This window comes from Algibacter sp. 2305UL17-15, from assembly GCF_040720935.1.
In the GTDB taxonomy this organism is placed as follows: Bacteria; Bacteroidota; Bacteroidia; order Flavobacteriales; family Flavobacteriaceae; genus Jejuia.
In genome coordinates this window covers 278,787-302,857 of record NZ_JBFDAE010000003.1, presented here as the reverse complement: position 1 = coordinate 302,857, position 24,071 = coordinate 278,787, and the positions used below count along the sequence as shown (strand labels likewise).

The window sequence follows — 24,071 nt, the reverse complement described above, 5'->3', positions numbered from 1 at the left end:
TAGTTCACTAAATAAACCCTTTTTCACGTGCTATTCTCAACAAGTCTCTATCGCCTTTCCCAGTAACATCAAAAAGATCTTTTAAAATCCGTTTTCTCCGTTCCAAAGACGCCATTGAAAGCGGTAAAATTTTTGGCAACTCATTCATTTTAGTGCCATTAGACAGTTCGTGAAGAAGATCTCTGTCAATATGATCAATAACACGATCGTTAGCAGACTGTTTTCTCAATATTTTAGTAATGGTTTTACTATAAAAAGGAGGATCTAAAATTACTGTGTTTATGGCTTCAACCAATATTGGATGTGTTAAGTCATTTTTCACTAAAAACCCATCAGGATTAACACTTTTAAAAATACTAGAAACCTTATAGGCATCATTATAGAAAGTAGAAACAATAATTTTTGATTTATAGTCACTTCTTATTTTTGCGCCTAAATCCTCACCACATTTTATGGTACTAGTGTTGGGCTCTGACAACCTGATATCTAAAAATATTAAATCGAAGCCCTTAGTCTGTGTTGCGTTCTTAATTTTTAACATTGCGGCATCGCAACTGTTTGTAGAATGTATTTCAAATGTATAAGCTTTATTATCTTTGCCTATTTGCTGTAATGCTCTTTTGTAAACATCTATAATAATAGGATGGTCTTCTACTATTAAAACTTTGATTGTTTGTTCCATATAAAAAATTAGTTAGAATTCTTGCCACCATCTACATGTTATAATTACTTAGTGAGAGAAGTCTAAATAAAATTTTATCTAAAAATAAGGTTAGTTGTTTTAGCTTGGGGCAGTAGTATAAATATGCTAAAAACGCATAATATTACCTGAGTACTAAGCTAAAAATCATACTTATATAAACGTAATTTCACATGCTTTCTTTAGTGAAAGCATTGTTTCTAAGAGTGAAAGGGTGTTATTTGAAAGAGAAATTCAATTTAGAAGAATTTTAGAAATAGGATTTAACGAATTAACCATTAAATCAACATTTTCTATGTAAGTTTTGGTAAAAGGCACATGTTTTTGCTTCTTCAAAGTAAATTTAGATTTACCATAATTAATCCTAGAAATATAAGCGGAGTTAATAATGTAGCTTTTATGAACCCGCAAGAAGGTTTCCGGTAGTATAGATTCGTATGTTTTTAAAGTTTTATATGAATTTATAACACTACCATCGCTCATATGAAAATCAGTAGTATTGTTATCCGCCTTTAAAAATAAAATTTCTTCAACATCTAGATATCGGAAATCTTTATAAGATTTTAAGCAAATAGTTTTACTTGCCTTACTCGGATGTTTTTTTTTAAATCTCAATGCTGTTTTCCTTATTTCTAAATCTGTAACAGGATTTAATAAATAGTCAAAAAAGCCCGTTTTAATAGCTTGGTACGTTTTTGTTTTTGATGAAGAAATTGCTATAAACTCTGTGTCACTTTTCAAGTATTGATTCAATTCATTTACCAAATTAAAGGGGTTATTGCTTTGGCAATCTATATTGATAAAAATCAACATAGGCATTTCTTTAAGTATCGTGTTCATAGACATATCATAATCACTAGAACTTCCGATACAATTAAATTCTGGCAACTCTTCCAAAACTTTTTTTATTGTATCGATGACGTATGTATCAGTTTCTATTATAAAATAATTATTCAAGCTAATATAAATTTTAGAACCCTAAAAGTATCTATAAATTAACACAACTAATCAAGGTTTATCCTTAGTTTAAGTAAGGTTTTTTTTAAGGGTTAGCGAATGTAGGATTAATTTAATATTCATTATATTTATATCGTTATTATGCTTTTTTTTAAGATAAAAATGATACAAAATTGCATAATTAGGTAATTTTTGAGGTTTTTGATAAACCGCTACGTTCTTATAAATACTAGCTTTACAGAGGATTTGATTACTATCCCTTTGGTATGACCCTGCCTAACAGGAATGGTGCAATAGAGCCTAGTCTTTACCGCTATGGCTTCCAAGGACAGGAGAAGGATGACGAGGTTAAAGGCGAAGGGAATTCTTTGAATTATAAGTATAGAATGCATGACCCACGTGTGGGTAGGTTTTTTGCTGTTGACCCGCTTGTAAAAGAATATCCTTGGTATTCACCTTACCAATTTAGTGGAAATACACCAATTATGTCAACAGAATTAGAAGGGTTGGAACCAATAGTGAAAAATGGTATTTTAGTTGGTTATACAGTAATGGCAGGTCAAGGACCATCTCAGGTATCCGAAGATATTAATAATATAGCTACTCAAAAAGAATATGGGTATGCACTTCAGAAACCAGTCACATGGGATAAAGTTGTTATGGATAATGCAGTATACTATGCAAAGGCTGGTGGTATAGATGATTGGAATGGCACAAATATCTTAAGCATTGATAATCCTATTTATAAAAATTTAAATTCTAATGTAGGGGATGAATTAAATATATATTTAACCACAAAACCAATTTCAGAAGATGTTGTTATTCCAAAAGGAACTGGTTTATTAGTTAATTCAAGAGTTTTATTAAGTGGAGTGGGTATGGAATTATCAAAACTATCTATTGAATCTCCTAACAATGCTCAATTAGGTTATTGGAATAGAAAAGCAAGTTCGGAGTATGCCACTTCATTAAATGTTGGTGCTGGTGGTAAGGCAGCAATTTTTACAAAAATAAAATATAATACAGATATTCTTCAAGAAATGCAAGGAGCAAATTTCCCTGATGCATTAGGACCATTAACGACGGCAGAAACAACAGGTGGTTCGCTGATATTTGGAGGAAATATAAAAGCAGTTGATGAGTTTAATAATTTAATTATCGATGCAAATGGTAGAGGAACAGGTATAGGCTATGGTGTTGGCGTAAGTTATGGAACAGCAACTTTTGGAACAGAACCTTTAACTCGCAATGATTCGATTGAAATTGCTAGAGAAGATAAAAAGATTGATTTGAATCAAAGAAATTCAGTATTACAAGGGTATAATCTTGACCCAGTAAAAGAATAATTATGAGAGTACTATTGCTTATATTCCTATTTATAGGTTGTCAGTCAGAAAATAAAACAGAGATAACTACTTTGAAATTTAATATTTCTGAAACATTGAAAACATGGCATTTAAAGGCAGATGTTAGTGTAGAAATTAAAGAAAAGGATACTTTAAGAGTTCATGTTTATTATAAAAAAAAACCTGAAAGTAATGCAGACAAAGCACCTTATTATTATGATGTTTATAGTAATGAACTTATTGTAAAAACATTAGTTTATAAATATAGAAAAGAGTTAGATAAATACCAACAAGTGAATATTCATTTAGAATTTGAAGGTGCACCAGATATAGCTGATTTTTATTTAAATAAAACCAAAATTAAACAAATTCATCAGTTCTTTAAAAATTCTTTATTCTATAAAATGGTTCTATATAGTTTAGAGACTTTTAATTATAATGATATTACACTGTTAAATTCGACATTGAAGAATTTATTAGGAGATATTCAGTCTACTAGTGTTGCATCTAAATTCAATTTTCCTGTTTTGAAATATTGGGATATATTAAATGTGTATTCAGATTTATGTAGTAAAATAACATTGAACAATGATAGTAATGATTTATCTAAAGTTGAATTATTGTTTATTACAATAGGTGGATTTAATAAGAATTTTAAGGAATATGAAAACAGCCCAAATACAGACAAAAAACTAACCAAGCTTTTAGGTTTTTGTGATATAGACCGTAAAATATTAGATATGAGTTACCAAGATATGGATGCTTATTTGCGAGAAAAGTTTGGTAATGGTATAAATTAGTGGACGTACAACTATTTAAGTTTAAAGTATTGTAAGTAATGAGGCTGTCTAAAAAGGCAGTCTTTTTTTTGTAATTTTTCTAGTAAATTCTTAACTTTAAGAATGAGCAGAAAAGTAGTTTTTAAGACCTATGACCAAGACCAGTTAAGTCCCAGCTAGTCCTCGTATCGGCTAGCGCTTCGTCTTTGACGAGTGCCGTACAGAGTAAGCAAGTGCCAAATATATGTAGAGCGTCTCCAAGCGGGACGTTTCTTCGTTTCAAGACACACTTTCCAAAACCAAAATAAAGCCCTATTTTTATATCATATTTTTACTGTTTTAGTGCTTATAATACATACCAAAAACGCAAAAAATGGTAAGTTTTTAATATATTAAAAAACACAAACGTTCTTATGCATAAAGCCTTTTGAGGTGTTTTGATTAGACTACCTTTGGTATGACCCTGCCCGACCGCAACGGTGCGGTGGAGCCTAGCCTTTATCGATATGGATTTAATGGAATGGAGAAAGATGATGCAATTAAAGGTGAAGGAAATAGCTATACAACATATTTTAGACAGTACGACCCTAGGATAGGAAGATGGCTTACTATTGACCCGGCTTCAGTTACTTGGGAAAGTCCATATGTTGCTCAAAGAAATAATCCAATATTGTTCAACGACCCATTTGGTGATTGTCCAGATGGGAATTGTGATGATGTTAAAAATCCGGGAGGAGGGAATACATCTATACCGGGAAATTCGACAAACCTTGGGTATAAAGATATAGTAGTAGGTTTTATGCATAATGGAGACCAATATTTTTGGTCTCATATTGAAAATGATTATGTTAGTACAGGGCATTTAAGAAATACTTGGAATAATGGTGATTTAGGTATGAGTGGTAGTACACCTAGGTATGTAAAAATTGCTGGAGAAGCGGTCCTTGATTACAGAGAAAGGTTTTCAAACCCTAGTCTTTATTTAGTTAAAACGTATAGCGAAGAAAAAGGTAATGGTGTTGAAGTAGCATTGCCATCAGGTACAGATAAAAATGGTGATTTGTATGCTGGTGTATTTGTTTTAAAAGGAGGCAAAACGGAATGGTTTGAATCTGAATTTCCTGAAGTGGGAGCTGGAGAATCTATGATTCCTGTTTATGGTAGTAGTATGATGGCTATGCAAAATTTTGAAGATGGTGAAATAGGTTGGGGTATTTTTAATTCAGCTATGGCTGTTTCTGATATATTTTTAGTTAAATCATTATTTACTGGTATTGCTAAAGGAGGTGTAGTTGGATTTGGTAAAAATTATAAAAACTGGAGTAGTTGGAGAAAGTTTTATGGAGAAAAAGGATTTGCCAAGAAAGGTCAAGATGTTCATCATTGGCTATTTGAAAAAGGAGCAAGTTCAGGTTCAGGCTCTTGGTGGAAAGCTAAAAATCAAATGTGGAATTTGAAACCAATGGCACCCAGCTAGTCCTCGTATCGGCTAGCGCTTCGTCTTTGACGAGTGCCGTACAGAGTAAGCAAGTGCCAAATATATGTAGAGCGTCTCCAAGCGGGACTTTTCTTCGTTTCAAGACACACTTTTCAAAATCAAAATAAAGCCCTATTTTTACTCTATGTTTTTGCCATTTTGGTTCTTATAAAACGTACCGAAAAAGCAAAAAATGGTAAGTTTTTAATATATTAAAAAACACGAACGTTCTTATACATAAAGCCTTTGCAGGTGTTTTGATTAGACTACCTTCGGAATGACCCTGCCAAACCGCCACGGGGCAACGGATTCCTACCGTTACGGCTTCCAGGGACAGGAGAAAGATGATGAGATTAAGGGAGAAGGGAATAGCTTGAATTACAAGTATAGGATGCATGACCCTAGGGTGGGTAGGTTTTTTGCTGTTGACCCGTTAGAAAAAAAATACCCTTGGAACTCTTCTTATGCTTTTAGTGAAAATAGAGTTATTGATGCTGTAGAATTAGAAGGATTAGAAGCATATATTAAAAATAGTACTACTGAACAATATACTTATGACTCTACTGCAACAGAAAGTAATGTTCCAGAAGGAAATAGTTATATTGGAAATTATAGAGATAATGTATATGACGATTTCGAAGCAAATAATCCTTTTAAATCCTTTTTTGGTTATAAGCCTGTATGGAAAGATGTTGTAGATAATGGACCTAGAGAATTTAATAATCCTAAAAGTGTAAATTGGGGAGTCTTTGCTAATTGGACTTATATGTCAAATAGTGAGTATCCATTAGAGCAGGCTGTTTATGGAATATTAAATGGTATAAATATTGTTGCAGAATGGGCATCAGGAGCATCAGTTGGTTGGAGTAGAGACCCTATAACCAATTTAGATGGTACATTAACCACTACTGATGAAGGTGTTTTAGGTTTTGTTAGTACTGGCTCTTTATTTTTACCTACTAGTGTAGCATCAAGTACAGTACCTAAACCTAACGCTAACATGTTTGTGTATAGGTCAATGACATCTTTGGATGCAGCATCTGTTAAAGCAGGAAATGGTTTATTTGCAAAAGCGCCTTATGGGGCATGGACCTTAGAAGAACATTTAATAATGGGGTCAAGTAAAAAAGCCCTTTTTAATAATCCGTGGATTGCCACTTCTGCTGATATAAATATAGCTAGGTCTTTTTCAAGTGGTAATGGATTGGTTAGAATAGATTTGTCAAAAGTTTCTATAGGAAGTGTTGAGAGAGGATGGATGCAATTACAGCGTAGCTCTCCGGGTTATCATTATTCAATATGGCAGCAAGAAGTTTCTATATCTCAAAAAATTGAACAAAGTGCAATTAAAATAATTGAATGAAAAAAATAAAATTTTATAGAACAGGAGATGAATATGGAGAGTTTTCAAATTTTTCAAAGCATCCTATAATGCTTAAAGGGTATATTTGGAAAACTGTAGAACATTATTTTCAATCTGAAAAATTTGACGATTATTTAGTAAAAGACAAAATTAGAGATTTGAAATCTCCCATGGAGGCAGCTATTGAAGGAAGAAACAAAAATAATTCTTTAAAAACAAATTGGGAGTCTTTAAAAGAAGATGTAATGTTTGAAGCATTAAAAGCCAAATTTACTCAGCATAATAGTCTTAAGAAACTCTTATTATCTACAGAAGATAGTATCATAGTTGAACATACTGTTAATGATAGTTATTGGGGAAATGGAGGAGATGGAAGTGGTCTTAACAGACTTGGGGAGTTATTAATGAAGACCAGAGAATATATTCATAAAATACATTCAGATAAGGATTTGATTTTTCCTCCTTGGATAGCTTTTCCTAATGTGGAAGAAAATGATTTATTTTGGAGAATGGGTCTAGGTGAAGATTACTTATTAGTTTGGGCTAATTATTATAATCAAATTAATAAAGAAGAATATCATAAGATATTTCCTGTTCCGGAGACTTGGAAAGATATTTTTGAGTAATGCTACTCCCCCTACTGGTGCTAGTTTATCAAAGTAACGGCTACCGCTAGTATTTACTAGTGGCTACAAAGGATTGGCAGTAAATATTAATAAATAAAAACATAAAACTTTTATAGCAATGTAAAGGCTTTTTTTAGTTTAAAATCTCAAAATAAAACCCTATTTTTAACTATATTTTTACTGTTTTAGTGCTTATAATACATGCCAAAAAAGCAAAAAATGGTAAGTTTTTAATGTATTTAAAAACACAAACGTTCTTATACATAAAGCCTTTACAGGTGTTTTGATTAGGCTAACTTCGGAATGACTTTGCCAAACCGCCACGGGGCAACGGATAGCTACCGTTATGGCTTCCAGGGACAGGAGAAAGATGATGAAGTTAAAGGCACTTCTGGTAGTTCTGTAAATTACACGTTTAGGATGCATGACCCTAGGGTGGGGAGATTTTTTGCTGTTGACCCGTTGGCTCATAGTTACCCTTGGAATTCTACATATGCATTTAGTGAAAACAGGGTTATAGATGGGATTGAATTAGAAGGTTTAGAAACTTCTCCATATGGTTTGCACCGTGCTCATGAGAAAATTAATAGTTGGAGACAAGAAGCCAAAGGCGACCCAGTAAAATTAGCTGAATTGAGGAATAATGAAATGATAGGTGCAGCTTTTGTGTTTACAGCTCTCTTTGCACCAGCAATTGCTGTTTATGGTCCAACTGCTCTTGCTGCTATTTCATCAACCACTACCACCACCTTGGGTAGTGGTATAAGCTGGCTTTCTAATCCTGCGAATTATGAAATGGCATATCAAGGAACAGCATTAGTGTCAGGGATTGTGATGGGAGATGCACTACCTGAAGGTGTCTTTTTGAATTCAGGAAATGATGAAGGAGGTCAAATGATTAATAGGCTATTTAGAGGCACCTATAAAGGAAACCTAGGAAGTATTAATTCCCAAGCAGCTAAAGCGACTCATGCTTCAACAAACCCATTAGTTTCTCTTCTATATGCAATAGAGGGGAAAACTAGAACAGCAATGGAGGGGGTTCTTGAAATATTATCACCTGAAAAAGTGAAAACATTAGAAACATATGTTGATTATTCGTCATTACCTCATGATTTTGAGGTTTTTGTGAAATTATCTGCTGAAGAATTTTCAAATCAAGCTAGTTTTAAAATTTCAATAGATAAAGCGAAGAATATTTTCAAAGAGCTTGGTATTGAAAATATACCTTCAAGTATTAATGGAACGACCAGTTTAAATAATTATATTAAAGAATTAGGACCTCAAATATCTGATGACCTAATTCAACAATTTTATGAAAAGGCAACTAAATAATAACTATGAAAAAAGTGAAGCTTTATGGTCGTATTAGGTTAAATGAAGGAAAGTTATTTTTCATTACAGCTCTTTTGGACAACACAATTTTTATAAATGATAAGGTGATTAAAATTATCATTAATGAGGAGATTATGGAAGTAAATTGTAGTATTAATCAAATATTAATTTCATTTGGAATAAAAAGATTAGATTCATTAGAAATTCAAAAAGGGTACAAAGGTTTAATATCTTTGGATTGTGAGTTTAAAGAACTAAATATATTGCCAGAAGCTATAAAAGGTTGGCAGATTGATGATGATAATGAGATTTATTTAATTATCGACTAGTGGGAAATGAGTAGTCAAAGTAAACCCTTTGCCGGTGCTAGTTTACCGTAACGGCTACAACTGCTGGTGCTAGTTTGTCCAAGTAACGGCTACCGTTAGTATCTACTAGTGGCGATAATGAGTATCCCGTCTTAAAAAAAGTTTATACTTTAATTTCCCTATTAACTTGCAATGTTAGGCTTTTCCATATATTTATTCTAAAACCTTATTTTTAATAAGGCAAAACCTTATAGAGGGTAGATCCAATACATGTAACTTCAGCCATATTAATCTATTTCCTGTCATAACAGGTAATTTTATTTATTAGGCTAAATGAATTTGAGGAAATCTATCATTTTTATATTTACCATTGGAGTGTGTTTTGCCTTTACAATCGATGTGCAAAAAAGAATGGTACGTGAAAACGGTTTTGATATTGAATGTTATATATCATTAAAAAAATCAAAAAATTTTGATAATAATAAAATCTATTATTGGTTTAAATCTGGTAGAATACATAGCTCTTTAGCTAATGCTGGAGGTTATGTTTTACATAATTCTTGTTCTAAATATTATCGCTCTAACCAGATAGCTGAACAGGGAGCTTTTAATTATGGGCTTAAAGATGGGGTTTGGAAAAGTTGGTATGAAAACGGCCAATTACAATTGCAAGAATTCTGGAAAGCTGGTTATAAGGATGGAAAATCTACAGTATATGATTCAGAAGGTAAAATTATTTCTGTTGGAGATTATAGAAACAATTTAAAAACTGGAAGATGGATTAATTATAAAACTAAAGATACTACATACCATAAAAATAATTCGACTTATACTGAAAGACCTTTAGGGTTAATAGAACGGGTTTTAAGAAAGCGGGATTCTTTAGAAAAAGTTCAAATAAAGCTTGATAAAATATTTAAAAGAAAAACAGATTCTCTTAAAAGATTAAAAATTAAATTTGATCGAAAAATTAAAAAACAAAACGATTCCATAAAAAAGCAAAAGAAAAAATTAAATAAAATCGCTCAAAAAAAATTGGACTCCATAAATAAGCATAAAAACACCGAAGACGGGTTTTTTAAGAAGTTGTTTCAAAAAAACAGCAAAGGCAAGAAGGATTAACTAAACTCAATATTTTGATTAATTATATTAAACCATTTAAGTTTTTATTATTGATACTAACCCTATTCTTTTTCTTCTCTTGTGGGGTTATTGTTAAATCTAAAGCGAATAGTTATATAACTGAAGAGAAGGGAGCGATTCCACCAGAATTTGGTAAACAAAATTCTACTGTATTATTTGTAACGCATCACAGAAGCTATAACAAATATTTAAAAAAGAATGTCGTAAAAATTTATAAAGGAAATTATGAATTTGTCTCGATAGATGAACTTAATAGCAACGATACATATAAAGACTTAAGTAAATATCGATATGTTTTTGATTACAATTATCAATCTGCTGGGGATCAAATTATTAGAAATAATGTTACTAATGGAGATTTTAGCACTACTTCTTTAAGCTTCCGGCCTGCTTTATATAATGTGAAAAAGTTTATGATTATAGATAGACAAGAGCAACAATTATATTATTGCAAACTAACTTCAAGCTATTGGAGTAAATTACAAAAGGTGTATCTAAAGAAAATGAATGAAAAATTAGTTGAATAGATACAATATAATTGCGATTCTCCCCAGCTAGTCCTCGTATCGGCTAGCGCTTCGTCTTTGACGAGTGCCGTACCGAGTAAGCGTACCAAATATGTTTTAAGTGTCTCCTAACGGGACGTTTCTTCGTTTCAAGACACACTTTCCAAAACCAAAATAAAGCCCTATTTTTATATCATATTTTTACTGTTTTAGTGCTTATAATACATACCAAAAACGCAAAAAATGGTAAGTTTTTAATATATTAAAAAACACAAACGTTCTTATACATAAAGCCTTTACAGGTGTTTTGATTAGGCTTCCCCCGGAATGACCTTGACTAATCGTAGTGGTGGTAGCCCTGGCTCATACCGATATGGGTTTCAGGGACAGGAGATGGATGATGAGATTAAGGGGGAAGGGAATTCTGTAAATTATAAGTATAGGATGCATGACCCTAGGGTGGGGAGATTTTTTGCGGTTGACCCGTTGGCATCAAGTTACCCATGGAACAGTACCTATGCGTATAGTGAAAACTCAGTAATTAACTCTATAGAATTAGAAGGGCTTGAATCTTTCAGAGTAATAACTCAACAAAAGACAGGTTGGGAAAACAGAACTAAATACCTAACGATAATTGAGTATGATGAAAAGATTAAATTTGGTGTAATAGAGTCAGTATTAAAAAAGTTAGGTTTTAAGAGAACCGGTAATGGTTCATTAAGACCTGCTAAATTCACTTCTGTTAAAGTTGGAAATGGTGGGCTTTTTATGGGAGTCATACTTGAATCTAACTCTAGTCCGAATGTCTTTGATTGAAATATTCATTCTAAGCTCGTTAATAACGAATCTTATATTAGTTTCAATAAGGAAGCCAACAATTTAATAGGAACTACAATTGAATCGGGTAGTCCGTTTACTGGAAGAAAGAAAATCGATGGAGTGACATTTTATGTAACTAAAGAGAAAATTTATAGTAAAACAGTTCAATCATATTCATTAGATGTTACAATAACCCTTTCAGCTGAAAATATAAGTACAGACTTTTTAAATGACACAAAAAAATTGTTAGAATCAAGAGGCTACAAGGTTGAATTAAAAAAAGCTACTGAATTAAATTCTGAAGCAAATTTAACTCAGATAAATGACCCACAAAATCCTAATGGAGTTTCAGTAGGAATAACATATACTGCAAATTTTGAAGGAACAGAATCATTAATAAGAGATGCTATTCAGATATCTAATGATGAATTAGATATCGAAATAGAAAAGAATAACATCGATGGCACGATAAGTGATAATATAACAAAAGACACAAAAAAAAGAGTGATAATTGATAATGATTAATAAAATAACTTTTATTTTCTGCTTTGTAAGTTTAAATCTTGTTTGTCAAAATACTGATAATTCTTTGTCAAATTTTAAATTAAGATTTAATCCAATATGCAAAGTATTCTCTTTTTATTCGTTAAATAATATAGAGGTTAATAGCAAAAAGGAAATACCCTATAATTTAATTAATGATGTTTTGCGAACTACCTATGATAAACCTTTTATTGTGGTTGGAGAAACGGGTATCAATAAATTTTATGCAATAGGCACCATAAAAATATCGAAATCATTTGATGGCTATTTTATATATCATAATTTTAATGATGGGAATTCAGCAAATAGTGATAGACAACTTTATCTTGCTGTTTTTTCAAAAGATAATTTATTAATTGATTTTATCGTTATGGGACAATTAATAGAAGGATTAGAAAAATATAATAGCAATACAATTATTCATCCCAATAATACAATAGTTAAAATTTCTAATATAGATAATAAACTATTATATGAAAAGTATTTTTTTAAGGAATTAAACACCGAAGAACTAGAATATTATACTATAGAGTTGAGCACAAAAGAATTAAAAGGTTTAGGTTTATGATGACTATGGATTAATAAAGTAAGAAGAAAATAATTTAGAAAAAGCCCCCCCTGATGGTGCTAGTTTGTCCAACTAACGGCTACAGCTAGTATTTACTAGTGGCGATAAAGATAGGCAGTAAAGTAAATAATAACATTAATGTTACGAAACGTGTATATCTTTTATGCTCGTTTTTTTTTGATTAAGAAGTTGGCGAAAAAAGGACTTTTTTAATAAATACTAAAGATTTTGAATACTTAAGTCCCAGAAGCCTTTAAAAAAACCATACTATTTTTAGTAATTGATAATGTTAGTCTTACAAAATCCCTTTATACATTTCCTAAATTAGCTATATCCATAGCATATTAAAAAAATCCACTAGATTTATCGTTCGTAATTATCCGATTCAAAACGAAAATCTATGAAAAAACCAACTCCACTAATCCCATTGTTTCAACAATTTATCCGCGAAAGCGAAACAGGAAAACGTCTTAAAAAAAACGGTGAACGCATAACAAAAGGCTCTATTGAAAACTATAAATCTTCATTAAAATTATTAATAAAATTTAATGTACAAACTGGTTTTGAACTGCGTATTTGCGATGCTTCAAAACTTAATAAAAGAGAACTACTTTCGGAAAAAAACTATTGGAAAAAATTTTACAAAAAATTTACTGAACATTGTTATAAGAACGGGTTATATGATAATTATGTTGGCCATAACATTAAGATAATTAGAACTTTTTTTAATTATTTAAAGAATGATAAAGATTTCCCGACAGGCGATTTTCAGAGATTATTCTATGTTCGTAAAGAAGATGTTGAAATTTTGGTGCTATCCCCTGAACAACTTAAATTTTTAATACATGACAAAGGTTTTGAAAACAGCCTCACTCCTGCCCTGAAACGGGCAAAAGATGTATTTGTTTTTGGTTGCACAACGGGTTTACGCTTTTCAGATATTTTTAAATTAACCAATAAAAATTTTGAAAAAGAAAATGATGATTGGTATCTAAAAATTAAATCTCAAAAAACTAAAACTTATAGTTTTATTAAGCTTCCACAATATGCTGTAAGTATCTACAAAAATTATCGCCACAAATCTGCTAAAACATATCTTTTTAGAACTATAACCCTATTTATTTTTAATAGAACTTTAAAGCAAATAGGAGAAAAAGCTGGTTTTACAAACCCAATTGAAATGACTCGGGAAAGACAAGGAAAAACTAAAGTTATAAATAAGACTTCTAATAAAAAACAACTTCTGTTTTGCGACAAAATGAGCTCTCACATGATGCGTAGAACAGCCATTACTACCCTACTCATTTTAGGTATGCCAGAACATTTAGTGCGCAAAATTAGTGGACATAGTTATGCTAGTAATTCTTTTAACAGATACGTACATTATGCTCAAGCTTACATTGATAAAGAAATTGATAAAGTGCATGAAAAGTTGGAAGTATATTGAGCACTTAACAATAAATGGTTTACTGAGAATATAAGCTTGACTTAATTGCTAAACAAAGAAATATTGTACCCTGAATAAAAAAAGCTATACAAGAAATCTTGTATAGGCTTAGTACTGAATACCGAGCTTGAAGCTAAACACGCGATGGACATTGAAATATTTCGTCCCATCTGTAACTAGTTCTAGAGCTTTCTACCTTTTCTTTTCTTTTTCCTTTTAAACCGATTTTTATCCCCAAATTCCAATTTAAAAGGAGTCCAATCAATCTCTTCATTATAATCCTGTATCAATCCATCTGTTTGAGCTTTTCCCAAATAACAATCTGGTTTTTGATCAGTTTCTCCTGCCCCTTTCTTAATGCTTCCTGTCGCTCCAACACTTCCAATTGCTGCGCCATTACTTTCAGCACCAATTCCTTCAGTTCCTCGTTTTGGCATATCATTTTGGAGAATAATTGCACGGTCTCTGTCTTGTTCATAATCTATTTGTTTAATAATATTGTTCCATGAATATTGCCTTCCCAAAGTACTGCCCTTGTATATCACATCTTGGTATTTAAAGGATATACCAGTAACTCTTCCAGTTGTCTTACTGGCATTGAATTTGGGTGAGATGTTTTTTTGCTTTATTGCAATGATAAACTCTGAAACATCATACGATTTTGATAGGGCATCATCTATTTTTATTTGTAATAGTAATTTGATTGGAGGTTTACCTGTACGAATGGCTTTTTCCAATTCTTTTTTATTAGGCGATGCCTTCTTGCCCAACTCAACATTCGTCAATTCGGTCAAGCCATATTTTCTTTCCAAGGTTCTTATCAGATGCTCACTACGTTTATAATCTTTACTGTCGCTGACCAAATCTCCAGAAAATTTTACCCTGTTCGCAATGATATGGATGTGCTGGTGTTCCTGATCGATATGCCTGTACATGATGTATTGATTGTCATCAAATCCCATGCCCTGTAGATAGTCCCATCCCATCGAGATGAATTCTTTATCCGTCATATTATCTTCATGTGGTAGGTTCAATGAAACATGATAGACAGCTTTACTTAGCCTAGGTCGCAATTGTCTTATAACGTTGAATTCCTTTGTCATGCTTACTGGTTTTCCATGCACGATATTGGCATCCAGAAAATACCCCTTTCCTTTCTTTGCTTTCTTTTCGTGGTAAGCGAGCAATCCATAAAAGTCCTTGCCCTTAATCTGATCGGCTATCATGGTTTACAATATTTGACTTTAGGAGATTTATGGTTTCTTTCAACTCTAGCAATTCCCTTTGCAATATTTTGGGAGTATGCATTCCTAAATGTGCCTTTTTGGTCAATTGGTTAATGTTATTACCTATGCGGCTCAACTCAATGAACAGTTTTCTGTTTTCAGGCATCACTCTTGTTCTTGGAAGCGGCCTGCCCGTTACTTTTCTTCTGATATAATCAGGGATTCCGATGCCCAAACAATTTGCACTATCCGATACAACCAAGAATTCATTGACCGTCATTCTAACGTTTACCCGAATTGCTTTTAATGATTGTATGTCTTTTTTAGGTCTTGCCATTTTTAGGAATTTTGAGATGATACTTTATACTTCATGCGAACGAAGTGAGCAGTTTTTGCTTGCAAAAACATGGCTTGCTTCGCGACTTCCGACTAGCTTTGGTTTTTTATCCGACTAACTTTCATGTTATCAATAAGCGTTCTTATGTCGCTAGGGTCAAAAAGAACCCTGCCTCCAATTGGGGTTCTTTTCAGTAGCCCTTTTTTGATCCAGAAATAAATGGCTGGTTTGGAAACCGAGAATTTTTTAGTAAGGTCTGAAATGGTCAACAATGAATCTCCCGATTTTGAATCTGTGGATGGTTCCGGACCGATTTTGGAAATTTGTTTTTCTTGACCGGTAATGGGAACGTACTCTTGAATTCGGTCACCGTCCATTACATATATTCTTTTCATTTTGTAGAATTGTAGTGTACATAAAGCAACCCTACCACCATTTGACATTATGCAATGGCTTTGGTGTACATGGTGTACTGTACGATAAAACAGTCAGTAGAGTTTTACATCCTCTAGCGTTATTTTAAGCGAAATTTCCGCTTCTGGCACTTGGAAGAATTTATAGGATTCATCTGCCAAAAATTGGAGCGCGGTTTTGTAACGTGCCTTTCCATGTGCGTTTTCCCCATGTATTACCCAATTCTGAACCAGTTAACTTTAAATAAAAGCCCTTAAACCATTTTGATAAAAGGTGTGTAAATAAATGGAGAGGGAGAAAAAGATAAGGCAAGTGGAATGCGACTGTTAGCATACCTTTTTTAAAGATGCAAAAAAACATCCATGATTACTTGTTATTCATTTATATATACATTTATATAAATGTATATATAGATCACCAAACAGAAGATAACAAAAACTAAACCAAAGGAATATCCACCTTTTCTTCTTTCTCCCTAGCCACAAAAAAAAGCACCCGTCAGGGTCTTTGAGAAGCGGACTAGCATTAATCTGAAACAAGAATGAATAACGGGATAATAATGGAAAAATCAAAATCCTTGCGTCATCACAAAGAATATGACATTGAATATATTGGAATACTCATGGAATTTAAAAATTAGGTTATCACAAAAGAAATGAAGATGCCCAAATTTCATAAAGAACCCTACACACGCTCTCAATAATATATGAATTCTCACCCGATAAATTGCTCATTACAAATTACATTCAATTTCAATAAACCAACCCATGTGTTGATTGGGGTTGGCGGCGGGAAAAATAAAGTCTAAGGGAACTTTTTTTCTAAGTTTCCTTAGTCTTTATGTGCAGTCTTGGGTGGGTCTGTGGAATGGAGGTGAAAAGTTCGGGATGGTTGAGCGGAGCGAGGTCATCCCGGGGCCTGAAACCGCAATGGAGCAGACTTACCAAAAGACTTGGCGAACCTCATGAGGAGACTAAAGTTTTCTCCAAAAAACCAAGCAACCCCATTGATTCTCGATAGGATCCACAAAAGGGATTACATACGATTGAATAAATGAACAGAAGAAAGGAGGGGATTTGCCCTCCATACAAGTTCGCCCTAAAAACCATGTCAATAATATGATGACAACGGATATGGAAAAGCACTCTACAAAACTTCACTCCAACTTCTGATAGATGAACCTTATAAATACTCCTAGACCCCAGAATAAACTTCATTTAGGATTGCGCTAGATGATTTGAAACTCTGTTAACTATTTTACCGTACAATACACCATGTACGGCAAAGCCATTGCTTGATATTAAATCTTATTAGGTTTGCTATATATCAAACAAACCACAATCCAACAATATGAATCGTATAATGACGGAATTTCAAGAACATTACCTTCAATAATCAAGAAAAACAAATTTTTTAAAATGGATACGGAACAATCTAAAAACTCAAAAATCTAGGGATTCATTATTGACGTTTTCAGATTTCACCAAAAAAAATCTCGGTTTCCACACCGACCATTTATTCATAAATTAAAAAAAAGACTGTTATTAAAGACAGAGTTCTTTTTGACCCTAACGACATAAGGTCGCCTATTGACAATAAGAAGTCGGTCGGATTAAAAGCCAAAGTTAGTCGGAAGCCACGAAGCAAGCCATTTTTAAACAAATAGATTATGAAAAAGACCGATAAGCTACAATCTTCAGGATTATCTTCCTCTGAAATCCAAGTATTGGAGATGATACGTAACAAAAGGTTTCTATCCATCAAATTAATAATCAAAAATGGGGAGGTTGATGTAATTGAAGGTTTGGAAAGAATAAATACGGGAGAGCGTATCATTGACGTTTTGAAACAGCACGATTTTCAAAATTTGGAAATCAAGCAAAGCAATGGTAAGGTCGTCTGTGTAAACAGGATATTCAAGAAAAAAATCAACCTAGCTACCAGTGCTTAAAGTTGTTAACAAGCAACTCATAAGTATGAAAAAAAATAGTAATCCCATGAGGGATTTAATCAAAAAAAAGGTAAATTAAAGCCTGCTTTTACAAATACGGTAGTGACCCATAAGACAAAGGAGCTGCCAATATTTACGGGAAATGTCAAACTCAACAATTGAGCTAAAGCAGAAAAATAAAATATTCAACAGCGCATGGCTCAAAACTTATAAAGGTTTTGAGGATTACTTGGAAGAAGATGCGGAAAAGATCGTAGGACAACTTCAAGAACTCGCCAATATAGTTTGTGGCCATGTCCAAAAAAGGAGCACATGGACTTAAATGTATTTCATCAATTTGCTAAAAAGGAAAAGGGAAGAATTATAGGGAAAAGCAATACGGCCGTTATTTACACCCGTGTTTCCAGTAAAGAGCAATTTGATAACAATGCCAGCCTAACAACCCAACTTAAGTATTGCCAAGAGTATGCACTTAGGAAAGAACTGGAAGTATTAGAATATTTTGGGGGAACTTATGAATCGGCAAAAAGCGATGAACGTAAGGAATTCCAAAAGATGCTGAACTATGTTAAACGGAGAAAGGACATTGGCTATATCATTGTCTATTCCTACGACAGATTTTCAAGAACAGGTGCGAACGGAGCGTATATCAGCGGGCAACTTAAAAAGCAGGGAGTAGCCGTGATTTCGGCCACTCAGGAAATTGATGTAACCACAAGTGCCGGTACGTTCCAGGAAAACCTGTACCACATGTTTTCCCACTTTGACAACCAAGTCCGAAGGGATAAATCCATTACGGGAATGCGGGAAAAATTACGAAGGGGATACTGGACGGGAGCGTATCCCTTTGGATATACCAATACAAATCCGGGAAAAGGGAAGATCCCGAATTTCGTAATTTCAGAAGAAGGAAGATTGCTCAAGCAAGCCTTTTTATGGAAAGCAAACGCCAATATGTCCCATGTTGAAATTGCCGCACGTCTGAAAGAAAAGGGCTTGAATATAAAAGCAAAAAAATTGACCGACCTTTTTAGAAATCCTTTCTATTGCGGACTTATGGTCAATGCCCTGATTCCCGGGGAGGTAATCCAGGGAAAACACGAAGCCCTGATATCTAAAAAAGTTTTTCTCAAGATACATAATTTGCTTCATGCGGGGGACCCACCTAAGAAATATTCGTTCGATGATGAAAATCTGCCATTAAAAACGTTCATCAGATCTTCGGTTTGCGGAACACCTTACACCGGATATGTCGTAAAGAAAAAAGGCCTGTATTATTACAAGAACAGACGTAAGGGCAGCAAAGAAAACAGAAGTGCCAAAAAGCTCCATGAAGAATTCTTGAATGTATTGGGCAGGTTTGCAATAGCCGATAAAAAATATATCGGCCCCTTGACCGATATCATGCACGACACCTTACTTGATAAAAATCAAGAAGCACTTGACGACCAAAAGCGATCGGCCAAAGAACTTGACCTGCTCAAAGAACGGATAGATACATTGGAAAGAAGGTTCGTTGTGCTGAACGAGATTACAAAATCTCAGTACGACCTTTTTATGCCGGAACTAAAAACCGAACAAAGAGAATTGGAGTTAAAATTGGGAAATGGGGGAATAAATAGTTCGAACCTTAAAAAATCCATAAAAATTGCACTTGACTTTGCCTGTAACTTGCCTTTATTGTGGGAGTTGGGCGATCTAAAAACCAAAAGGGCCATACAATATATGGTGTTCCCCGATGGAATTAGGTACGACTTCAAAAAGAAGGCGGTTCGAACTTTTCGGGTCAATGAAATTTTTGATGCAATCTGTTTGTTTTCAAGGGGTTCGGAGGATATAAAAAAGAGGACTTCCCACTCGATCTGCAGAAAATCCCCTTTAGTGACCATGGCAGGATTCAAACCTGCAACCTCTTGAGCCGTAATCAAGTGCGCTATTCAGTTGCGCCACATGGCCTTTTTAAGTGGGTGCAAATATACATTTTTTATTAAAACTCCACCAAACTTTTATTTCAAATTTATAAATGATTATTTTTGAATATGACTTCAAGCCTTTTACAAGAAAAATTCAATCATACATTAGATAATGCGCTCATAAACGAAATAGCAACTATCGGTAAAATCGCTCATTTCAAAGCCAACGATATCATTATAGACATCAATCAGCCCTTAAAATTCATTCCCTTATTATTAGAAGGTAACATTAAAATCCTTAGAGAAGACACAGAGGGCAACGAACTCCTCATATACTTCCTAGAAGCTGGCGAAACCTGCACCATGTCACTCACCTGCTGTATGGGTACTACAAAAAGTAAAATAAGAGCCGTAGCCGAAAAAGATTCCACACTCATCATGATTCCCGTTCAACACATGCAAAAATGGTTTCACAACAACCAAAGTTGGCGCAACTTCATCCTAGAAAGCTACCAAACCCGTTTTGACGAAATGCTCGAAACCATAGACAACCTCGCATTCATAAAAATGGACGAGCGCCTCCACAAATACCTCATCAACAAAGTAGCACTCCACAATTCCAAAACCATCCACATAAATCACCAAGACATCGCCGAAGATTTACACACCTCACGCGTCGTAATTTCCAGACTTTTAAAACAACTGGAAAACGAAAACAGAATAAAACTCAGCCGAAGTAAAATAGAAGTTCTATAGTTTTTAATAAAAATTATTTGGGCGCTACCTAAAGGTCGGGCTTTCACTACTCGCTCCCTCCTCCGTCGGGGAGCTCAAACATGCCGTTCAATCCCTAGCGCACTTATCCGCCAATGTCTTTTCTAATTTCATTATCTTTTACATCCTGTTAAGTAACATTTATTACAATAACTTATCAACCTTAAACATAAATTCGCATTAAATTAATAAACATGGAAACAATTTTAAACCCTTGGGCTTGGTATATTTCAGGCCCCTTAATAGCCTTAGTTATGGCACTCCTACTCTACTTTGGTAAAACATTTGGCATGTCATCCAATCTTAGAACTATGTGCACAATAGCAGGCGCAGGTAAATTTGTAGATTTTTTTAATTTCAAATGGAAAGACCAACTTTGGAATCTTACAGTAGTTTTAGGCGCAATAATTGGTGGATTTATCGCCGTAAACTATCTATCAAATAATAGTGGTACGGACTTAAACCCAACCACAATAACCGAACTCCAAAACATGGGTTTCAATAAGCCTGGAGCAACCTTAGTTCCAAATGAGATGTATGCACTTGATGCACTCTCTTCCCCAAAAGCATGGCTCCTATTAGTAATTGGTGGATTACTCGTTGGTTTTGGTACACGTTACGCGGGCGGTTGCACTTCAGGACATGCTATTACCGGATTAAGTAGTTTACAAAAACCCTCATTAATAGCCGTCATAGGCTTTTTTATTGGAGGCTTAATTATGACTAATTTTATTTTACCCTTAATTTTTTAATCATGAAGTTTCTTAAATTTTTATTGGTCGGGATTTTCTTTGGAATTGTTTTAGTAAAATCCGAAGCCGTTTCATGGTATCGTATTTATGAAATGTTCCGTTTTCAATCCTTTCATATGTATGGTATTATCGGAACTGCCATTGCATCTGGAATTCTCTTTTTACAGATTTCGAAAAAAGGATATATAAAAAGCGTTAAAGGCGCAGACATTTTTGTTCCGAAAAAAGAAAATGGATTTATAAGATACATCGTTGGGGGTACGGTATTTGGATTTGGCTGGGCACTTATTGGAGCTTGCCCTGGCCCCATGTATATCCTTTTAGGAACTGGAGTCTGGAGCATGTTAATAGTTATTGCAGCTGCGGTTTTAGGCACTTTTATATACGGACTCTTAAAAAATAAATTACCGCATTAAATGGATTCAACCCAAATCTTAGGATATATTGGTGCGCTTATAGTCGGTTTAGTTTTAGGACTTATTGGTGGAGGCGGTTCAATTTTAACTGTGCCACTTTTAGTATATCTTTTAGGATACAATCCAGTAGTTGCCACAGCATATTCTTTGTTTGTTGTTGGCACATCATCTATGGTTGGCACGTTTCAAAAATATAAAGAAGGACTAGTTGATTTCAAAACAGGTTTAGCTTTTTCATTCCCATCATTTGCAGCGGTGTATTTATCACGTCGCTATATGGTTCCTAATATTCCCGAAACACTTTTTACAATTAGTAACTTCAGCCTAACAAAAGGTATGGGCATCATGATTTTTTTTGCAATCATCATGATTATGGCATCCTATTCCATGATTAAAAAAGACAAACCAAATAAGTTACTTTCTATAAAACAACCTTACTACATAACTTTTATTCAAGGTTTAATAATAGGTTCCATTACAGGAATTATAGGTGCTGGCGGAGGATTTTTATATATTCCTGCCTTGGTGCTTTGGGCTAAAATCCCCATGAAAAAAGCGGTAGGCACTTCATTGGTTATCATAACCATAAACTCACTAATTGGTTTTATGGGTGATGTTCAAACATTGGATATAGAATGGGCATTTCTATTGACGTTTACATTAATTTCAATAGTGGGAATTATTTTAGGGGTATTACTATCAAAGTTTATAAGTGGAAAGCAACTTAAAAAGAGTTTTGGTTATTTTATTTTTATCATGGCTGCTTACATAATTTACAAAGAGTTAAAATAATTTTAAATGTGATATAAGTTGCAGATTGGGTTACCAATGTTTCGTAATTTTGAATAAGGATTAAAAAAGATTCCCTCCAGATAGCTATCGGGATTCGAGGGAATGACAAAAATAATATTATGAAAATAGAACAAATATATACGGGTTGTTTGGCTCAAGGCGCTTATTACATAGAATCTAATGGCGAAGTCGCTATCATAGACCCACTACGTGAAACACAACAATATGTTGATAAAGCTGAAAAGGAAAATGCCAAAATAAAATACATATTTGAAACCCATTTCCATGCAGATTTTGTTTCTGGTCATATAGATTTAGCAAAAAAAACTGGAGCTACAATAGTATTTGGTCCAGGAGCAGAAACTGAATACGATATTTATACCGCAAAGGATAACGAGACTTTTAAACTTGGAGATATTTCGATTAAAGTACTACATACTCCAGGGCACACATTAGAATCCTCCACCTATTTATTGTTAGATGAAAAAGGAAAGGAACATGCTATTTTTTCGGGTGACACATTATTTTTGGGAGACGTTGGCAGACCTGATTTGGCTATTAAATCAGATGTAACTAAAGAAGATTTGGCAGGCATGTTATTCGATTCCTTACGGACAAAAATAATGACACTTCCTGATGATGTTATTGTTTATCCTGCACATGGCGCAGGTTCTGCTTGTGGTAAAAATTTAAGCAAAGAAACCGTAGGTGTTTTAGGTGAACAAAAGAAAACCAATTATGCCTTAAGAGCAGATATGACTAAAGATGAATTTGTTAAAGAAGTCCTTGAAGGTATTGCTCCTCCTCCACAGTATTTTGAAAAAAATGCCATGATGAACAAAACGGGTTATGATACTTTTGAAGATGTCTTAAACCAAGGCAATACAGCTTTAAATCCAGACCAATTTGAAATTATTGGAAATCGAGAGGGTGCTTTAGTTCTTGATGTAAGAACAGAGCAAGAATTTGCACAAGGCCATATTCCATATTCAATATTTATTGGCTTAAATGGTAGTTTTGCCCCTTGGGTAGGTGCATTGATTACAGATTTAAAACAACCTATTTTGTTGGTAACTCCCGAAGGCAGGGCAAAAGAAACCGTAACCCGATTATCTCGTGTTGGTTATGACAATACTTTAGGCTATTTAAATGGTGGGATTGAAGCTTGGAAAAAATCCGGAAAAGACATTGAAACTATTACATCTATTCCTGTTGAAGAATTTGCAAAGGATTTTAAAAACAAAACCATAAATATTCTCGATGTTAGAAAAGATGGCGAATACAAGTCTGAACATTTAGAAGGCAACAACGTGCAACATTTTGCTTTAGATTATATTAATAGCAATATGAATTCTATTGATAAAAATCAAAAATACTACTTGCATTGTGCTGGTGGTTACCGTTCTATAATAGCAGCTTCCATTTTAAAGGCTAGAGGCTTTGATAATTTAGTGGATATTGCTGGTGGATTTGGTGCTATAAAAAATTCAGGTTTACCAACTACGGATTTTGTTTGCCCAAGCACACTTTAATGTTCTCGCAAACCTGCCAGCCGGCAGGCAATGGCGCAGAGACGTAA

Annotated in this window: 24 protein-coding genes, 1 tRNA gene and 1 pseudogene; 20 read left to right on the top strand and 6 right to left on the bottom strand. The window is 33.7% G+C overall.

What is annotated here, in order from left to right:
- Positions 1–7: 7 nt before the first annotated feature.
- Positions 8–682, bottom strand: a complete 675-nt coding sequence (locus tag ABXQ82_RS05030) for a response regulator (protein ID WP_367055794.1) — start codon at positions 680–682, stop codon at positions 8–10.
- 252 nt (positions 683–934) lie between these two features.
- Entirely contained in the window at positions 935–1,657 is a 723-nt protein-coding gene (locus ABXQ82_RS05025; protein WP_367055791.1) for a LytTR family DNA-binding domain-containing protein, read from the bottom strand.
- 263 nt (positions 1,658–1,920) lie between these two features.
- Between ABXQ82_RS05025 and ABXQ82_RS05020 the strand changes: the two are divergent.
- From ABXQ82_RS05020 to ABXQ82_RS04960, 13 genes and pseudogenes are all read left to right on the top strand, one after another.
- Positions 1,921–3,003: pseudogene (locus ABXQ82_RS05020) on the top strand (RHS repeat-associated core domain-containing protein); the annotation flags it as partial.
- Between the two features lie 2 nt (positions 3,004–3,005).
- Positions 3,006–3,803 (top strand): hypothetical protein, encoded by a 798-nt coding sequence (locus ABXQ82_RS05015; RefSeq protein ID WP_367055789.1) that lies wholly within the window; start codon positions 3,006–3,008, stop codon positions 3,801–3,803.
- A 436-nt stretch (positions 3,804–4,239) separates the two neighbouring features.
- Positions 4,240–5,259 carry an RHS repeat-associated core domain-containing protein gene (locus tag ABXQ82_RS05010; RefSeq protein WP_367055786.1) on the top strand — a complete coding sequence of 340 codons (1,020 nt, stop codon included), beginning with the start codon at positions 4,240–4,242 and terminating at the stop codon, positions 5,257–5,259.
- Between the two features lie 277 nt (positions 5,260–5,536).
- Positions 5,537–6,622, top strand: a complete 1,086-nt coding sequence (locus ABXQ82_RS05005) for an RHS repeat-associated core domain-containing protein (protein ID WP_367055783.1) — start codon at positions 5,537–5,539, stop codon at positions 6,620–6,622.
- Positions 6,619–7,248, top strand: a complete 630-nt coding sequence (locus ABXQ82_RS05000) for an NADAR family protein (RefSeq protein ID WP_367055780.1) — start codon at positions 6,619–6,621, stop codon at positions 7,246–7,248. Before ABXQ82_RS05005 ends, ABXQ82_RS05000 begins: the two co-directional genes overlap by 4 nt.
- Positions 7,249–7,551: 303 nt before the next feature.
- The gene (locus tag ABXQ82_RS04995; protein WP_367055777.1) at positions 7,552–8,583 is read left to right on the top strand and encodes a hypothetical protein; all 1,032 of its coding nucleotides are present in this window, start codon (positions 7,552–7,554) and stop codon (positions 8,581–8,583) included.
- A 5-nt stretch (positions 8,584–8,588) separates the two neighbouring features.
- Complete coding sequence (locus ABXQ82_RS04990) at positions 8,589–8,912, top strand: hypothetical protein (RefSeq protein ID WP_367055774.1); 324 nt, start codon at positions 8,589–8,591, stop codon at positions 8,910–8,912.
- A gap of 312 nt (positions 8,913–9,224) precedes the next feature.
- Entirely contained in the window at positions 9,225–10,013 is a 789-nt protein-coding gene (locus ABXQ82_RS04985) for a hypothetical protein (RefSeq protein ID WP_367055771.1), read from the top strand.
- Between the two features lie 14 nt (positions 10,014–10,027).
- The gene (locus ABXQ82_RS04980) at positions 10,028–10,561 is read left to right on the top strand and encodes a hypothetical protein (RefSeq protein ID WP_367055768.1); all 534 of its coding nucleotides are present in this window, start codon (positions 10,028–10,030) and stop codon (positions 10,559–10,561) included.
- Positions 10,562–10,867: 306 nt separating this feature from the next.
- Positions 10,868–11,356, top strand: coding sequence for an RHS repeat-associated core domain-containing protein (locus ABXQ82_RS04975; protein WP_367055765.1), 489 nt, complete (start codon positions 10,868–10,870; stop codon positions 11,354–11,356).
- Between the two features lie 123 nt (positions 11,357–11,479).
- Entirely contained in the window at positions 11,480–11,884 is a 405-nt protein-coding gene (locus ABXQ82_RS04970) for a hypothetical protein (RefSeq protein WP_367055762.1), read from the top strand.
- Positions 11,885–12,065: 181 nt separating this feature from the next.
- Positions 12,066–12,470: a hypothetical protein gene (locus ABXQ82_RS04965; RefSeq protein WP_367055759.1), complete on the top strand. Its 405-nt coding sequence runs from the start codon at positions 12,066–12,068 to the stop codon at positions 12,468–12,470.
- Between the two features lie 400 nt (positions 12,471–12,870).
- A complete protein-coding gene (locus ABXQ82_RS04960; RefSeq protein ID WP_367055756.1) occupies positions 12,871–13,917 on the top strand; it encodes a tyrosine-type recombinase/integrase in 1,047 nt (348 codons plus the stop codon).
- 182 nt (positions 13,918–14,099) lie between these two features.
- Here the strand turns inward: ABXQ82_RS04960 and ABXQ82_RS04955 are convergent, their stop codons facing one another.
- The 3 genes from ABXQ82_RS04955 to ABXQ82_RS04945 form a co-directional block, all read right to left on the bottom strand.
- A complete protein-coding gene (locus ABXQ82_RS04955) occupies positions 14,100–15,143 on the bottom strand; it encodes a relaxase/mobilization nuclease domain-containing protein (RefSeq protein ID WP_367055752.1) in 1,044 nt (347 codons plus the stop codon).
- Positions 15,124–15,480 (bottom strand): plasmid mobilization relaxosome protein MobC, encoded by a 357-nt coding sequence (mobC, locus tag ABXQ82_RS04950; protein WP_367055749.1) that lies wholly within the window; start codon positions 15,478–15,480, stop codon positions 15,124–15,126. Before mobC ends, ABXQ82_RS04955 begins: the two co-directional genes overlap by 20 nt.
- Positions 15,481–15,572: 92 nt before the next feature.
- Entirely contained in the window at positions 15,573–15,875 is a 303-nt protein-coding gene (locus ABXQ82_RS04945) for a helix-turn-helix domain-containing protein (protein WP_367055746.1), read from the bottom strand.
- Between the two features lie 1,688 nt (positions 15,876–17,563).
- Between ABXQ82_RS04945 and ABXQ82_RS04940 the strand changes: the two genes are divergently transcribed.
- Together ABXQ82_RS04940 and ABXQ82_RS04935 are read left to right on the top strand one after the other, a co-directional pair.
- A complete protein-coding gene (locus ABXQ82_RS04940; protein ID WP_367055743.1) occupies positions 17,564–17,845 on the top strand; it encodes a hypothetical protein in 282 nt (93 codons plus the stop codon).
- Positions 17,846–18,157: 312 nt separating this feature from the next.
- Positions 18,158–19,762, top strand: coding sequence for a recombinase family protein (locus ABXQ82_RS04935; protein WP_367055740.1), 1,605 nt, complete (start codon positions 18,158–18,160; stop codon positions 19,760–19,762).
- Here the strand turns inward: ABXQ82_RS04935 and ABXQ82_RS04930 are convergent.
- Positions 19,728–19,801, bottom strand: a tRNA-Arg gene (locus tag ABXQ82_RS04930). The two genes, ABXQ82_RS04935 and ABXQ82_RS04930, sit on opposite strands and share 35 nt — an antisense overlap.
- Before the next feature lie 83 nt (positions 19,802–19,884).
- Here ABXQ82_RS04930 and ABXQ82_RS04925 point away from each other — a divergent pair.
- The 5 genes from ABXQ82_RS04925 (at position 19,885) to ABXQ82_RS04905 (ending at position 24,024) form a co-directional block, all read left to right on the top strand.
- On the top strand, positions 19,885–20,514 hold the full coding sequence (locus tag ABXQ82_RS04925) for a Crp/Fnr family transcriptional regulator (protein WP_367055737.1): 630 nt from the start codon (positions 19,885–19,887) through the stop codon (positions 20,512–20,514).
- Positions 20,515–20,726: 212 nt separating this feature from the next.
- Positions 20,727–21,284: a YeeE/YedE thiosulfate transporter family protein gene (locus ABXQ82_RS04920; protein WP_367055734.1), complete on the top strand. Its 558-nt coding sequence runs from the start codon at positions 20,727–20,729 to the stop codon at positions 21,282–21,284.
- Between the two features lie 2 nt (positions 21,285–21,286).
- Positions 21,287–21,700, top strand: a complete 414-nt coding sequence (locus ABXQ82_RS04915) for a DUF6691 family protein (RefSeq protein WP_367055731.1) — start codon at positions 21,287–21,289, stop codon at positions 21,698–21,700.
- Positions 21,701–22,492 (top strand): sulfite exporter TauE/SafE family protein, encoded by a 792-nt coding sequence (locus ABXQ82_RS04910; protein ID WP_367055728.1) that lies wholly within the window; start codon positions 21,701–21,703, stop codon positions 22,490–22,492. It abuts the gene before it with no gap.
- Between the two features lie 119 nt (positions 22,493–22,611).
- The gene (locus tag ABXQ82_RS04905; protein ID WP_367055725.1) at positions 22,612–24,024 is read left to right on the top strand and encodes an MBL fold metallo-hydrolase; all 1,413 of its coding nucleotides are present in this window, start codon (positions 22,612–22,614) and stop codon (positions 24,022–24,024) included.
- Positions 24,025–24,071: the final 47 nt, after the last annotated feature.

Coding starts and splice junctions, on each gene's coding strand:
- ABXQ82_RS05030 (WP_367055794.1), bottom strand. CDS start 682: ATGGAACAAACAATCAAAGTTTTAATAGTAGAAGACCATCCTATTATT.
- ABXQ82_RS05015 (WP_367055789.1), top strand. CDS start 3,006: ATGAGAGTACTATTGCTTATATTCCTATTTATAGGTTGTCAGTCAGAA.
- ABXQ82_RS05010 (WP_367055786.1), top strand. CDS start 4,240: ATGACCCTGCCCGACCGCAACGGTGCGGTGGAGCCTAGCCTTTATCGA.
- ABXQ82_RS05005 (WP_367055783.1), top strand. CDS start 5,537: ATGACCCTGCCAAACCGCCACGGGGCAACGGATTCCTACCGTTACGGC.
- ABXQ82_RS05000 (WP_367055780.1), top strand. CDS start 6,619: ATGAAAAAAATAAAATTTTATAGAACAGGAGATGAATATGGAGAGTTT.
- ABXQ82_RS04995 (WP_367055777.1), top strand. CDS start 7,552: ATGACTTTGCCAAACCGCCACGGGGCAACGGATAGCTACCGTTATGGC.
- ABXQ82_RS04990 (WP_367055774.1), top strand. CDS start 8,589: ATGAAAAAAGTGAAGCTTTATGGTCGTATTAGGTTAAATGAAGGAAAG.
- ABXQ82_RS04985 (WP_367055771.1), top strand. CDS start 9,225: ATGAATTTGAGGAAATCTATCATTTTTATATTTACCATTGGAGTGTGT.
- ABXQ82_RS04975 (WP_367055765.1), top strand. CDS start 10,868: ATGACCTTGACTAATCGTAGTGGTGGTAGCCCTGGCTCATACCGATAT.
- ABXQ82_RS04960 (WP_367055756.1), top strand. CDS start 12,871: ATGAAAAAACCAACTCCACTAATCCCATTGTTTCAACAATTTATCCGC.
- ABXQ82_RS04955 (WP_367055752.1), bottom strand. CDS start 15,143: ATGATAGCCGATCAGATTAAGGGCAAGGACTTTTATGGATTGCTCGCT.
- mobC (WP_367055749.1), bottom strand. CDS start 15,480: ATGGCAAGACCTAAAAAAGACATACAATCATTAAAAGCAATTCGGGTA.
- ABXQ82_RS04945 (WP_367055746.1), bottom strand. CDS start 15,875: ATGAAAAGAATATATGTAATGGACGGTGACCGAATTCAAGAGTACGTT.
- ABXQ82_RS04940 (WP_367055743.1), top strand. CDS start 17,564: ATGAAAAAGACCGATAAGCTACAATCTTCAGGATTATCTTCCTCTGAA.
- ABXQ82_RS04935 (WP_367055740.1), top strand. CDS start 18,158: ATGGACTTAAATGTATTTCATCAATTTGCTAAAAAGGAAAAGGGAAGA.
- ABXQ82_RS04925 (WP_367055737.1), top strand. CDS start 19,885: ATGACTTCAAGCCTTTTACAAGAAAAATTCAATCATACATTAGATAAT.
- ABXQ82_RS04920 (WP_367055734.1), top strand. CDS start 20,727: ATGGAAACAATTTTAAACCCTTGGGCTTGGTATATTTCAGGCCCCTTA.
- ABXQ82_RS04915 (WP_367055731.1), top strand. CDS start 21,287: ATGAAGTTTCTTAAATTTTTATTGGTCGGGATTTTCTTTGGAATTGTT.
- ABXQ82_RS04910 (WP_367055728.1), top strand. CDS start 21,701: ATGGATTCAACCCAAATCTTAGGATATATTGGTGCGCTTATAGTCGGT.
- ABXQ82_RS04905 (WP_367055725.1), top strand. CDS start 22,612: ATGAAAATAGAACAAATATATACGGGTTGTTTGGCTCAAGGCGCTTAT.